This is a genomic window from Flavobacterium daemonense (assembly GCF_007341385.1).
GTDB classification, from domain to species: domain Bacteria; phylum Bacteroidota; class Bacteroidia; order Flavobacteriales; family Flavobacteriaceae; genus Flavobacterium; species Flavobacterium daemonense.
Genome location: NZ_VJYD01000012.1, coordinates 81,978 through 96,012 on the forward strand (window position 1 = coordinate 81,978; position 14,035 = coordinate 96,012).

The window sequence follows — 14,035 nt, forward strand, 5'->3', positions numbered from 1 at the left end:
TTTTTTTGTTCATAAAGCATGTCTTTTATCGATGAAAATCAGGTAGAAACCCCCGTTTTACTGAGGTTAATACACCTTTGCCTCATCAGAAAAAGTGATGCCGTTTAGGATTTCTGCCGCCTGCATTCTCTTTTTTCCTGGAAATTGCAAGCTTAAAAGCTGTATAAAGCCGTCTTTAACAGCAATTTTGATTTCTTTTTTGCTGCTGATCAGCTTTCCAGATTCATGTAAATGCGCTTCTGGAATCAGCTTTGCATCATATATTTTGATGTTCAATTCTTCATTTTTATCTTTCAAAAAACACCAAGATGCAGGATACGGACTTAGTCCGCGAATTAAATTATTGATTTCACTGCCAGATTTTGTCCAATCGATTTTGCAGTTTTCTTTGTTTAATTTGTATGCGGTTTTGATTTCGTCATTATCTTCCTGGATAGTTGTAGTTACATTACCGCTTTCAATTACTTTCAAGGTGTCAATTACAGTTGTGCTTCCTAAATCCATTAGTCGGTCATGAAGTTGTCCTGCGTTTTCTGTTGGTTCTATTGCAATTTCTGAATTCAAGATCATTGCTCCGGTATCAATTTTATCATCAATAAAGAATGTTGTAACTCCGGTTTTGGTTTCTCCATTTATAATTGCCCAGTTAATTGGTGCTGCGCCACGGTAATTTGGCAATAAAGATGCATGAAGATTAAAGGTTCCTAAACTTGGCATTTCCCAAACCACTATTGGCAACATTCTAAAAGCTACCACGATTTGTAAATTGGCATTCAAAGCTTTTAATTCTGCCAAAAAACTTTCATCTTTTAAATTTGTCGGCTGCAATAAAGTTAAATTGTTTGCTAAAGCATATTCCTTAACAGCTGAATATTTTATTTTTTGTCCACGTCCTGCAGGTTTATCGGTAGCTGTAATAACGCCAACAACTTCGTAATTGTTTTTGATAATGGTATCCAAAATGCCAACTGCAAATTCTGGAGTTCCCATAAATATGATTCGTAATTTTTCCATTATGATTTTAAAGCGTATTTATTGTTTGCCAAAATAACAATGTGATTATTTTCTAATAATTCCTGAAGAACTGAAATCACATCTTTGGCGTCTAGTTTTATTTGATTCTGAATTTCACGCGAAGTTAGCGCAGTTGCTTTTAATAAATGCAGAATTTTATCAGCAATTGAATCGGCTTCGGTAATTTTTCCTTTTTGAGTGATGCAATAGGAGCAAACGCCACAATTCAATTTTGTTTCTTCGCCAAAATAATCCAAAACCAATCTATTCTTGCAGGTTTTGTCTTCTTTTATATAATAAAGTACAGACGAAAGCTGATCGCGTTTCAGTTTGTTTTGTTTTTCAAGATATTTTGAAACTCGGTTTATGGTTAATTCGTCCTCTCGAACTTCATTAAATAAAATAGTAGCGTCGTTGTTTTTGGATTTATATTCGATAATATCTTTTTCCTTCAATTTTTCTAAAACAGCCGTAACTTGTTCTTCCGAATGATTTGATTTTTTTGCAATCAGCGAAAGATTAAGTGGTGTTTTCATTTCATGAACTCCTGGATAAGTTCTTAGAATCGCCAAAATGATTTCTTCGTCATTTGGATTCAGACTCATATAGCGAATCACTTCTTTTGATTCAATTAAAAACTGCATCGTCACTTTTTCTGAAAATTCCTGAGACATCGTAATGATTCCTTGTTGATTCAAAAACTGCAGCGCATTGTAGGTTTTTAAAGTTGGAAAATCATATTTATTGCAAAAATGATTCATTTTAAACGAAAACGAATCGTCTAAACCTTCGCCATAAGCAATCTGAAAATAATTGCAGAGTTTGACGTACATTGTTTTCAAAAACTTTTTATCTGGCAGGACATTTATAAATTGTTGTTCCGTTTGATTTGCATCAGAATTATTAAATAATAAGACCGAAAACGCTTTTTCGCCATTTCGTCCTGCTCGCCCAGATTCCTGATAATAGTTTTCTAGGTTTTCGGGCAATTGCGTGTGGATAACGGTTTTAACATTGTCTTTGTCAATTCCCATCCCAAATGCGTTTGTAGCTACAATAACTTGTGCTTGCTCTGACATCCACAATTGCATGTTTTTGTCTTTTTCCTGAGAAGAGAGTCCGCCATGATAATACGTTGCTTTGAATCCTAATGATTGCAATTGCGTTGACATATTTAGGCACGATTTTCTGTTTCGTACATATATAATAGAAGGCTGTGGGTTTTTTTTCAAAATCTGTTCAACGCGGTACAATTTGTCTTCAACTTCAAAAACCATGTACGCAATATTCTTTCGTTCAAAAGATTGCTGAAAAAGCTTGGCGTCTTTTAATCCCAATTCAGTTTTAATATCTTCTACAACTCTTGGTGTTGCGGTTGCTGTTAAGGCCAAGAAAGGAATTTTAGGAAAGAATTTTTTAAGTTCCGAAATTTTTAAATAGGCCGGTCTAAAGTCATGACCCCATTGCGAAACACAGTGTGCTTCGTCAATAGCGATTAAATTTATAGGAAGATTTTTGATTCGTTCTAAAATCCAGTCCGATTGTAAACGTTCTGGTGAAAGATATAAGAATTTGTAATTTCCGTATTGGCAATTATCAAGAAGATCAATGATTTCTTCGGTGTGAATTCCGCCTGTAAGTGCAATCGCTTTAATGTCTCTTTTTTGAAGATTCGCGACTTGATCTTTCATTAAAGCGATCAAAGGCGAAACAACAAGACAAATTCCTTCGCGTATCATGGCTGGAACCTGAAAACAAATCGATTTTCCGCCTCCGGTTGGCAGCAGTGCAAAAGTATCTTGACCTTCTAAAACCGATTCAATAATTTCCTTTTGAAGCGGTCTGAAACTCTCATGTTTCCAGTATTTTAAAAGTATATCCTGTGCTTCCTGCATGACCAAAGTGTTAAAGTTAAAAATTTAGAAATCAGTTTCTAGTTTTGCAACTTTAAACCGGGCCGCTAAATTTTGTCTAAGATATAAAGAATTCTGTTTTCAACCGTATCTTTAGGAACCTCAATTAAATTGTAGCCGTATTTCTTGTACGTTTCAATTAAGTGTTTCTGAATTGTCAATGCTTGTTCGAAATTTTCATAACGTTCTGTGTCGCTCTGATAAATTTCTTCCCATGGCGGTAAAATAAAAGTTTTAGAATATTTGAAATCCTCGCATGCTTTTGTGAAATGTTCGGGATATTCATCGCCAATATAATCCATATATGCAACAACATCAGGAATTCCACGATCGATGAAAACTACGTCATCTGGTTCTTTTTGAGCGTTTTCAAATTGCTGAATACGTCCTTCTAAAAGCATTTCGCTAAACAATAAAGGCTGTTCCAAGAACAATTGCTCGATACCTCTTTTTTGAGCTTCGAGTGTAACTTCTCTAGAAATTTCAGGGTAACAACAATAGCCACGAGCTACTAATTCGTTGATAAGTGTAGATTTTCCCGTACCAGGACCGCCAATGAGAACTATGATTTCTTTTTGCACTATTCTAAAAATAAAGGGCAAATTTACCTAAACTTATTCATAATTAAAAAGAATATTTGTCAGAAGCGAAAAATTTGGCATTTTTGGATGAAATGGTCGTGTGTTCTTGGGTTTATTGGTTCGCTAAAATATTGGTGTAAACTGGACTTCAGTCCAGTTTAAGCGTAGATGGTTTTATGTGAGTTATTCGCAAAAAGAATATTTCCCAGAGCTCTTCCCATTTTTAGAAGGAACAATCAAATGCGATTCAAATTTCTTTCCTTTTAAGACATCATTCACAAAATCTAGAACATATTGCTGTCCGTCATGAAAAAGATAACCGGAGAATTCATGTCCGCCTCCGCAAAAAGTAATCAATTCGATGTCTTTATGTAAATCTTTCATTTGGTTGTAAACCGCATATGATCCAAAAAGAATCAGCCAGCCCGAAGCATTGGTTGGACAAGAACGATGTGAACCTGCACTATAAGGAACAGTTTCGTCGCTGCTTCCATGGGCTAATAACATCGGAATTGCTTTTTCTTTTGTAATCATATTAATATCCTGAATTGCGCCCGAGCCTCCTATGAAACCCTTGTATTTGAAGTTTTCCGGCAGATTGCTTTTGTATAAATTCATTAATTTGTAATCCCAAAACGAAGCGTGGAAACCAATTTCGGCACCTGCACTAATTCCGGAAATAAATATTTTTGACGTATCAAGATTATATTTGTCTTCATTTTCAATTAAAAATGAAGTCGCCTGCCACATATCGCTTACACCAATTTGAATCGCTTTTATTTTTTCGGTTAAAGTTCCTTTGCATCCAAAATCTTTTCCTTTCATATATAAACTGTATGAAATGCTGGCAACGGCATAACCGTTTTCGGCCATGAATTTACCGAATTCTTTTTCGCTCGTACGTTCTCCGCCAGAAAATCCGCCACCAAAAGCAAACATAATCAGCGGAATTTTTTCGTTAGATTTTTTCTTTGGCAGATATAAATCTAAATCCAATTTTATAGTGTCATTTTGGAAATAAGTTAAGGTTTTGACTTCTTGTGCTTGAATGTTGTTGGATAAAAGGACGATAAGAAATAAAAGAAGTTTTTTCATTGTAATGTGTTTTAATCTCGCAATCCCGATAATTATCGGGAGCAAATTGGCAAATTATTTCAAATATAAAGTTTTGCCACGAATTTCACGAATTTCCGCAAATTTAAATTTTAAAAGCCATCAAAAAATTGGTGAAATTTAAGAAAGAGATTTACAGTATTATAATTAGCGTAAATTCGTGAAATTCGTGGCAAAAAAACAGTGTTTTTTTGAGTAGAAAAAATCTAAAATCTAAAATCTGAAATCTGAAATCAAAACCGTATATTTGCGTTTATTTTTAATTACGAATGGAGAACGATAAAGAAAAAAATACAGCCGAATTTTACGAAAGACTAAAAGTAGAGCTTGATAATGCAAACACTTGGCCAGCAGAATATTTATATAAATTTATTGTGCCATCTGTTGCTGATAATGTAGAGCGTGTTGAAAAAGCTTTTGACCGAATGGGCGCAGTTATTAAAACAACAAAATCTAAAACAGGTAAATTTACCAGCGTTTCTGTTGATGTTACTATGCACAGCTCAGACGATGTGATTAGTAAATACAAAGAAGTATCTACAATAGAAGGTATAGTTTCATTATAACTTATGATCGAAAAATATAAAAAAGAAGCGGCAAGTGACGTTGTTTATAACTTGGAATATAATTCTGAAAGACAACGATTGATAATTCCGGAGTATGGTCGTCATTTGCAAAAACTGATTGATCAGGCTACCGCAATCGAAGATGATGAAACGCGCAACAAAGCGGCAAAATACATTATTCAGGTTATGGGAAGCTTGAATCCGCATTTACGCGATGTTCCTGATTTTCAGCATAAATTATGGGATCAGCTTTTTATTATGTCTGATTTCAAATTGAATGTTGAGTCTCCGTATCCAATTCCTTCAAGAGAAGTTTTAGAGTTGAAACCAGACGCATTGCAATATCCGCAGAACTTCCCAAAATACAGATTTTATGGCAATAACATCAAATACATGATTGATGTGGCTAATAAATGGGAAGAAGGGGAAATGAAAAATGCGCTTGTATTGGTCATTGCCAATCATATGAAAAAATCTTTCTTGAGCTGGAACAAAGACACAGTAAAAGACGATGTGATTTTTGAGCATTTATATGAATTGTCTGGAGGGAAAATCAATTTATTGCAAAGTACTGAGGAACTTTTGAATACAACTGACTTAATGCGTACTAATAAACGTGTGTCAAACAAAACAACTCAAGGCGGACAAGCAAAAATTCAGAGCAACAAAAACAATAATAAAGGCGGTAAAAAACCTTTTCAAAAAAACAATAATCAGAAATAAAAAAGAGGCTAAGATGCTAAGGAACTAAGATGCTAAGATTTTCACCTTAGAACCTCAGAATCTCAGTACCAAATAAAACAAAAACAAAGCAATAAAAAGGAGCTAAGAAGTTAAGGAATTAAAAAGCTAAGATTTTTAGCTTAGAACCTTAGAATCTCAGAACCTCAGAACCTTAAAAAAGATCTATGGGAATTTTTAAAATCGAAGGAGGAACTCCTTTAAAAGGAGAAATCACTCCGCAAGGAGCAAAAAACGAGGCATTACAAATTTTATGTGCCGTGCTTCTAACAGGAGAGAAAGTAAAAATTAATAACATTCCTGATATTATAGACATCAATAAATTAATCACTTTGTTGGGAAATTTAGGGGTGAAAATTCAACGCAATGAACCAGGTTCAATTACATTTCAAGCCGATGAGGTTAACGTTGGATATTTAGAAACTGAAGCTTTCAAAAAAGAAGGTGGAGCGCTTCGCGGTTCTATTATGATTGTTGGACCGCTTTTGGCTCGTTTCGGAAAAGGATATATTCCAAAACCGGGTGGAGATAAAATTGGTCGTCGTAGATTAGATACACACTTTGAAGGTTTTATCAACCTTGGAGCAAAATTTAGATATAACAGAGAAGATCATTTTTATGGAGTAGAAACTCCTAAAGAAGGTCTTAAAGGAACAGATATGCTTCTTGACGAAGCTTCTGTAACAGGAACTGCAAATATTGTAATGGCTGCAGTTTTAGCAAAAGGAACAACTACAGTTTACAACGCTGCTTGCGAACCTTATTTACAGCAGTTATGTAAAATGTTGAACTCTATGGGAGCTAAAATTACAGGAGTTGGATCAAACTTGTTGACTATCGAGGGTGTTGAAAGTCTTGGAGGTTGCGAGCACAGAATTCTTCCTGATATGATCGAAATTGGTTCTTGGATTGGTCTTGCGGCTATGACAAAAAGCGAAATCACGATCAAAAATGTAAGCTGGGAGAACTTAGGTTTGATTCCAAATACTTTTAGAAAACTTGGAATTACAGTTGAGAAACGTAATGACGATATTTATATTCCTGCTCATAAAGATGGATATGAAGTTAAAACGGATATCGACGGTTCTATTCTAACAATTGCCGATGCACCATGGCCAGGATTTACGCCTGACTTATTAAGTATTGTTTTAGTTGTAGCAACGCAAGCAAAAGGCGACGTTTTGATTCACCAAAAAATGTTCGAAAGCCGTTTGTTTTTCGTAGATAAACTAATCGATATGGGAGCAAAAATCATGTTATGTGACCCGCATAGAGCTGTGGTAATGGGACATAATTTTGAATCTCAATTGAAAGCAACTACAATGTCTTCTCCTGATATTCGTGCGGGAATTTCATTATTAATCGCGGCGCTTTCTGCAAAAGGAACAAGTACAATTCAAAACATTGAACAAATTGATCGTGGATACGAGCGTATTGACGAGCGTTTAAGAGCAATTGGCGCAAAAATCGTAAGAGCATAAAAATAGGTAGCCACAAATTCACGAATTATATTTGATAATCTGTGGGGATCTAAATTTGTGAATTATTGGCGAAAAAAAATAGTCTACATGACAGATGAACAAAAAGCTGTAAAAGCTACTATCTTTAGTATAGTTGGAAATACCTGCCTGGCCCTTGTAAAAGGTCTCGCAGGTTTTTTTGGCAATTCTTATGCCTTGATTGCCGATGCGATCGAATCGACAACGGATATATTTTCGTCTTGTCTGGTTTTATTCGGAATCAGGTATTCTAATAAACCGGCCGATGAAAATCATCCTTATGGACATGGCCGTGCAGAACCTTTAATTACATTTTTAGTTGTTGGGTTTTTAATTACTTCAGCAACTATTATTGGTTATGAAAGTATTGCCAATATTGGCACTTCGCATGATTTGCCAAAATCTTGGACTTTATATGTTTTAGGAGCGATAATTGTTTGGAAAGAATATTCGTTTCGTGTTGTTATGAAACGAAGCAAGCAAACAAACAGTTCCGCATTAGCGGCCGACGCATGGCATCATCGAAGCGATGCGATAACTTCTGTTGCGGCGTTTATCGGGATTTCGATAGCCTTATTTATGGGAAAAGGCTATGAATCTGCAGATGATTGGGCTGCGCTTTTTGCTGCTTTTTTTATTCTTTATAATAGCTACAAAATCTTCAGACCGGCACTTGGCGAAATTATGGACGAAAACTTAAATGATGATTTAGTCGAAGAAATTCGTGTTGTTGCCTTGACAGTTCCAGGTATCCTTGGGACAGAAAAATGCTTTATCCGAAAAGCTGGAATGCGTTATCACGTCGATCTTCATGCAATAGTTTCTGCAAATATTTCTGTTAAAGAAGGGCATGATTTATCACACAAATTGCAAGATACCCTAAAAGAACAAATTCCGCAATTAGGAAATGTTTTGATCCATATCGAACCAGATGATTATCATTCTTAGAGGTTCTAAGATTCTAAGATACTAAGGTTCTAAGTTTTCTTTTAGGAAGCTATTTCTAATCTCTGTCAGGCTGAGCGAAGTCGAAGCCCGCACAAAGAATATTAAACTTCGAAAATAAAAAAATCCGCTTAATGCAATCTGGTTTCATGCAGATTAAGCGGATTTTTTTATGATTTTGATATCACGATTTATTATCCATAAGAAAAAAACTTAGCACCTTAGTATCTTAGAACCTTAGCACCTTAGTCTAATACATTCAAAATCTTCAGCCCAAAAACAACGCCATTTTGCTGCATTCCGCCTTGATAAGAATGAACATAATCAATTCGGAAAACTTTGAATTTCCCGAAACCTAGATTATCTAAACCAACTGTAAATTCGGAATAAGGTTTTCTGTCCGGAATTGCCAAAGCATGAAATCCAATATTCATTGTCGATTTCAGGAGATTGATCAGTGGGATTTTATTGGTTACAAATCCCATGTCGTTGTGTTCTAAATGCATTTCAAAATAACTGTCGTTTGTAGAATTCGAATAGTAAGGCATTAAATTAAAAACATTCAAATAACGTTCAGAGGTTCCAATGTGAGTTTGATTTCCATTAAAATGTCTGTAATCCATAAAAGCAATATTTTCGGCATTATAGAATTTTCCAGCTCTGAAATTTGTACCCAGAATTCCTTTGTTTCCTAATGATAAATCATATTGAATAGAAGCTCCAAGTCTTTCGAATTCGTATTTTTTTTCACTTGCTGCAAAAGCTTTTTCGAAAACTAAATAAACAGTTGGGTATTTTTCGTTTTTAATATTGAAGCGTTCAGTAGGTCTCGAAATATATTTATTCCCAAAATTAATTCGCGCCGTCAATGCTGTTTTAAATAAATGATGCTGATCAAAAGCTGGAGTCGTAAAATCATTTGGCGCCAAAGGATTATTTGACGAATAAATATCATCTTTTTTAAAGAAAGAATAATCCGTGGTGTTGAACAAAGGTTTTCGCTGTTCATAACCAATTTTCGCACTTAGATTAATGCCGTTTGCAACATCTTGGCTGTAGTTAATTTGAGCGAATTCCAAGTTGTACAATTTCATATAATTATCTTTGAAAAACAAAGAAGCTATCGAATTGACAAATTTTGTAATAGGTTCGGCACTATTGAACTGCGCTGTTTTTGTTCCTCCCGAAACCCAAATTGTAGCATAATTTATCGTATTGAATTGATGACTGAAATCACCCACAACTCGCAATTGATCATCAGAAAAGCCATAATTAAAAGTACTGCTTATTGAAGTGCTTTTTCCTTTCTCTTCATTCCATTTTTTAAATGAAAAACCCGAATCTAAATTAAAGCCCTGAACTGTATTAAAACTCAATGAACTGATATTTAATAACCCTTTATAGTTAAAAGAATAACTTTTGAATGTGTTTTTGTAATCATATCCCATCAAAATATCCCAAACTTTGAATTTATTGTTTTTGGCATCAATGGAGTCTGTGTATTTTTGTGATTTTCGAATAGTCAGCAAGCTGTCTTTTTTTGTATAATCCGTGCTTTCCTCGATTGTTAGCGGAATTGGCCGAATTTCATTCCAGAACGTATCATCTTTTTTGTTGGCATTTGGCTCAAAAGCAACAATTTCGTTACCAAAAGTTTTCCTTGCGAAAGCTGCAGGAAACTCATAATTTGAATACACATAATTAAAAGTTCCCGAAAATTTTATTTTAAAAATGCCTGCAGTAAAAGATAGGGTTTGAGCATTTTTTGTCCATAGTTTTTGAATTTTATTGTAACTGAAACTCTGCTTTAGAGTCATTATTTCAGTAAATTCATTTTTCATTCGGTAGCCTTTTATATCAAGATCAACCGCGTAAATAGCAAAACGATCGTCAACGATATAAATATAACCTTCAAAAACGGGCTCCTTATCTCGTTTTGGAGTAACTTTAATCTTGTTGATTTGCTGATTGTTGTCGTCAAAAAAAGTGCCTTCTAATTTGTATTTGTAATAACTGAAAGCATTATCGGCAATAGGAGAGATGAGTTTGATGTCGAAATCTAAGGTATTGTCATAAAAATCATAAGTTGATAAAGCGGCTGTGTTGTAGCTGTATCCTTTGTCGTTTCCTGAGATTTTTGAAGCAATAATTTTCTCTTTGAGTTTATCAGGTTTTTCAAATGTGATTTTCGAAACTGTTTCAGATAAGTACAGAATTCCGGTTCCTGTCGAATCTAAGTTTGACGCCATATCTTCGCCAAGATCTACTTTTTGGCCAAGAAATTTTTTGGGAAGATCTTTCACTTTGAACATTCCTTTCGAATAAAAATCGGCAGTATATCGACCTGTTTTATCCGAGTTGTCTTTTTTGTTTGCAATGGCACTTTTAATAATCGCGTCGGCAGGATTATTTTTTGGGTCAATGACAACTTCGTTTAGGGCGAAACTTTCTTCGAGCATTTTAACATCCAGAACACTATTTTTAGAATCTGAAGAAACGGCTATTTTTTGTGTTTTATAACCGAGATATTGAAAAATGATTTTGTTTTTACCAATTTCTTTTACGTTCAATTGGTATTTTCCTTGTTCATTTGAAGTTGTTCCGGTATATGTGTTTTCTTCAAAAACGGAAACAAATGGCAACGGATTTCCTTTTTCGTCAGTTATAGTTCCTTTGATTTGTGCAAAGTTTGCAATCGAAAATAATAAAAAGGCAAATAAAGTAAAGTTTCTCATGTAAGTGGTTTATCTTACAAAAATAGAATAACTTGAATCTGAGCCTATTAATAATTTGTTAAATTGTGACGGATATATTCAAAGCGAATCTCTTCTTTTTAGAGTTGAAGTTCTAAAAGATTAATATTTTTTGTCTCTCGCAGATTTAGCAAATTGAGCAGATTTCTTTTTACATCTTTACATTGCAATAAAATCTCTTTGATCTGCAAAATCTGCGAGAACAAATAAAATTTTACAAAAAAGATTGAATCGCTAATTCGTAACTTTTAAGTCCGAAACCTAAAATAACACCTTTTGCATTTCCTGATAAATACGATTGATGTCTAAAACTTTCTCGAGCGTAAGTGTTTGAAATATGAACCTCAATAACTGGAGTTGTCACGGCTTTCATTGCATCGCCCAAGCCAATAGAAGTGTGTGTGTAAGCACCTGCATTTAAAATAATTCCGTCAAATGAAAAACCCACTTCCTGAATTTTGCCAATTAATTCGCCTTCAATATTGCTTTGATAGTACGAAAGTTCAATATTTGGAAATTTTTGTTTCAACGTTTCAAAATAATCTTCAAAAGTCTGACTTCCGTAAACTTCTGGTTCACGTTTTCCTAAAAGATTCAAATTGGGTCCGTTGATAATGCAGATTTTCATAAGTGTATTTTTTGTTTTGAGAGATTGACATTGCTATTGATTCTTGCAATTGTCATTGAACTTTGTAAAAATAAAAAAAACCGCACGAATAAACAGAGCGGTTTTTGTAAAAGTATGTGATATTATTTTAGAACATGAATCCAGCAGAAAGCTGTACTACTGAGTTTCTAATATCTGCATGTGGAGAAGCATCTGTTAATCCAAGGCTATAACGTCCTTGAACAAAAATGCTTTCTGTAATTTTCAATCCTAAACCTGCGTTAAGAGCAAAATCAAATGTGTTAGCGTCGTCGAATCGAACATCATTTTTTTGGCTTAATAAAAATGAAGCTTGTGGACCAACTTCTAAGCTTAATGATTTTGTCATATAGATTTTTGCCATTACTGGAATAGATAAATAGGCTAATTCATTTTTAAAGTCTTGTTGAGCATCGGCAAATTTATAAGTTGCTCCTTGTGTAGAATACAAAAGCTCTGGCTGGATTGCGAATTTTTCTAATAATTTTACTTCTGCAACTAGACCAGCATGAAAACTTGTTATTCCATCTTTATCAAACGCTACACCATTTAATGTTGCATCACCAGGCTGGCTCGCAAAGTTAACCCCAGCTTTAACCCCGATTTTTAATAATTGTGCGTGTATTGCAGTTGATGCTGCCAAGAACATTACAGCTGCTAAAAATAATTTCTTCATAAAAATGTTTTTAAAAATTGGTATTTTATATGTTATCTATAGTTCAAAACTACATTATTTATGATTTATTGTTTTATATAACGCTTTAAATAAATATTAAAATTCTCACTTTTCTTGAGGCTGAAATTATTTGTTTTGTACTTTTTATGATTTAACAATTTGTAAACCAATGCTTTTTTGCAGGAAATTTGTGTCTTATTATTATATTTTTCTGACTTTTTAATTGCTAAAATTTTGTACGTAAATTTTTACTTTGTTCTAGTAATTAAAAATAAAAATCATGAAAAAAATTATTTTAGGCGCTATTGCGGTAATGACTTTTGGTTTTGCAAATGCACAAGAACAAACGGCAAAAGGAAAATGGTTAATTGAAGCTAATACAGCTTTTGGTGCACAAACTGGAAATACTGCTTTTAGTTTATCGTCTTCTGATGGCGAAACTGATTGGAACGTGGGTGCTGAGGGAGGTTATTTTGTAGCGAACAATTTAGCTGTGAAGTTAGGTTTAGGCTATGGAGATAATGGACATAGTAATATCTTTTCGTATAAAGTAGGTGCAAAATATTATTTACTAAATAAATTTCCTCTTGAAGCTTCTTATACGGGAGTTAGCATTAAAGATGTTGATCACAATCCTTCTTTTGTTGGTTTGCAAGGAGGGTATGCTTGGTTTGTTGCAAAAAATGTTTCTGTTGAGCCAGGCGTAAGATATAACATAACTACAAATGATGATTATGCAAAAAGCTTTTTCCAATTCAATGTTGGATTTGCATTGCACTTCTAAAAAAGAAATAATATTTAGTTAATTGTTGGGCCTTTCTCATTTTTGAGAAGGGCTTTTTTATAGTACTAATTTATTTGTTAAAAAACTAATTGATTTTTAGTAGGTATAGCTTTATATTTGGTCAGTTAAATTTTAACCCAAAACAAATTAGAATGAAAAAAATTATTTTATCTACCATTGCATTGATGGCTTTTGCATTCAGTAATGCTCAGGAAACTAGGTTTGGAGTAAAAGGAGGTCTTAATCTTGCCAATTTTACGGGTGATTTTGATACCAATCTCAAGGCTGGTTTCCATATTGGAGGGTTTGCCGAAATTAAAATTATTGAAAGATTAGCTATTCAGCCAGAGCTTTTGTTTTCTACTCAAGGTGCCAGATATAATATGGACGGCGGTGGAAAAGATAGTGGGGCTTATAAATTGAATTATATTAATGTTCCTGTTTTGGCTAAATTTTATGTTACGAAAAAATTTACTGTTGAATCAGGTCCGCAAATTGGATTTTTAGTTTCGGCTAAAAATGAAAGCAGAGATATTAAAGATGCTTACAAAACTGCAGATTACGGATTTAACTTTGGTGCAGGTTATAATTTTACAGACAATTTTTCTGTTGGCCTGCGTTACACCGTTGGTCTTTCTGGAATATATGACCGTGATTACGTAGATTTTAGTGATTATTATGATAGCACAAAAAATAGCAACTTACAGCTTTCTTTAGCTTATAAATTCAAATAATATCAAAATAGATTTTCAAAAGCCTCCTTTTTTAGGGGGCTTTTTTATGCGCATATAGTGGTGCTTTAAT

13 protein-coding genes are annotated in these 14,035 nt (G+C 34.0%); 6 read left to right on the forward strand and 7 right to left on the reverse strand.

All coding sequences use genetic code 11. The features are described from left to right. Positions 1-66: 66 nt before the first annotated feature. The 4 genes from fmt to FND99_RS15280 form a co-directional block, all read right to left on the reverse strand. Complete coding sequence (gene fmt, locus FND99_RS15265) at positions 67-1,014, reverse strand: methionyl-tRNA formyltransferase (RefSeq protein WP_144338808.1); 948 nt, start codon at positions 1,012-1,014, stop codon at positions 67-69. Further along, on the reverse strand, positions 1,014-2,909 hold the full coding sequence (locus tag FND99_RS15270; protein ID WP_144338809.1) for a RecQ family ATP-dependent DNA helicase: 1,896 nt from the start codon (positions 2,907-2,909) through the stop codon (positions 1,014-1,016). The genes fmt and FND99_RS15270 overlap by 1 nt, the downstream gene beginning before the upstream one ends. 65 nt (positions 2,910-2,974) lie before the next feature. Continuing rightward, on the reverse strand, positions 2,975-3,508 hold the full coding sequence (locus FND99_RS15275) for an AAA family ATPase (protein WP_144338810.1): 534 nt from the start codon (positions 3,506-3,508) through the stop codon (positions 2,975-2,977). Positions 3,509-3,691: 183 nt separating this feature from the next. Further along, positions 3,692-4,603, reverse strand: a complete 912-nt coding sequence (locus FND99_RS15280) for an alpha/beta hydrolase family protein (RefSeq protein WP_144338811.1) — start codon at positions 4,601-4,603, stop codon at positions 3,692-3,694. 287 nt (positions 4,604-4,890) lie between these two features. Between FND99_RS15280 and FND99_RS15285 the strand changes: the two genes are divergently transcribed. The 4 genes from FND99_RS15285 to FND99_RS15300 all read left to right on the forward strand — a co-directional run bounded on the left by FND99_RS15285 (position 4,891) and on the right by FND99_RS15300 (position 8,375). Next, positions 4,891-5,187, forward strand: a complete 297-nt coding sequence (locus tag FND99_RS15285; RefSeq protein WP_066033683.1) for a DUF493 family protein — start codon at positions 4,891-4,893, stop codon at positions 5,185-5,187. Between the two features lie 3 nt (positions 5,188-5,190). After that, positions 5,191-5,910: a DUF4290 domain-containing protein gene (locus FND99_RS15290; RefSeq protein ID WP_144338812.1), complete on the forward strand. Its 720-nt coding sequence runs from the start codon at positions 5,191-5,193 to the stop codon at positions 5,908-5,910. Positions 5,911-6,095: 185 nt separating this feature from the next. Beyond that, positions 6,096-7,409 carry a UDP-N-acetylglucosamine 1-carboxyvinyltransferase gene (murA, locus tag FND99_RS15295; protein WP_144338813.1) on the forward strand — a complete coding sequence of 438 codons (1,314 nt, stop codon included), beginning with the start codon at positions 6,096-6,098 and terminating at the stop codon, positions 7,407-7,409. Between the two features lie 87 nt (positions 7,410-7,496). Beyond that, positions 7,497-8,375 (forward strand): cation diffusion facilitator family transporter, encoded by an 879-nt coding sequence (locus tag FND99_RS15300; RefSeq protein ID WP_144338814.1) that lies wholly within the window; start codon positions 7,497-7,499, stop codon positions 8,373-8,375. A 242-nt stretch (positions 8,376-8,617) separates the two neighbouring features. Here FND99_RS15300 and FND99_RS15305 read toward each other — a convergent pair whose 3' ends face one another. From FND99_RS15305 to FND99_RS15315, 3 genes are all read right to left on the reverse strand, one after another. Further along, positions 8,618-11,107 (reverse strand): DUF5686 and carboxypeptidase regulatory-like domain-containing protein, encoded by a 2,490-nt coding sequence (locus FND99_RS15305; protein ID WP_144338815.1) that lies wholly within the window; start codon positions 11,105-11,107, stop codon positions 8,618-8,620. Positions 11,108-11,339: 232 nt separating this feature from the next. Further along, positions 11,340-11,753 (reverse strand): type II 3-dehydroquinate dehydratase, encoded by a 414-nt coding sequence (aroQ, locus tag FND99_RS15310; protein ID WP_066035150.1) that lies wholly within the window; start codon positions 11,751-11,753, stop codon positions 11,340-11,342. Between the two features lie 127 nt (positions 11,754-11,880). Then, positions 11,881-12,447 carry a porin family protein gene (locus FND99_RS15315; RefSeq protein WP_144338816.1) on the reverse strand — a complete coding sequence of 189 codons (567 nt, stop codon included), beginning with the start codon at positions 12,445-12,447 and terminating at the stop codon, positions 11,881-11,883. A 280-nt stretch (positions 12,448-12,727) separates the two neighbouring features. Here FND99_RS15315 and FND99_RS15320 point away from each other — a divergent pair, with 280 nt between their 5' ends. Together FND99_RS15320 and FND99_RS15325 are read left to right on the forward strand one after the other, a co-directional pair. Continuing rightward, positions 12,728-13,231: an outer membrane beta-barrel protein gene (locus FND99_RS15320; RefSeq protein ID WP_144338817.1), complete on the forward strand. Its 504-nt coding sequence runs from the start codon at positions 12,728-12,730 to the stop codon at positions 13,229-13,231. Positions 13,232-13,383: 152 nt separating this feature from the next. Further along, a complete protein-coding gene (locus tag FND99_RS15325) occupies positions 13,384-13,965 on the forward strand; it encodes a porin family protein (protein WP_144338818.1) in 582 nt (193 codons plus the stop codon). Positions 13,966-14,035: the final 70 nt, after the last annotated feature.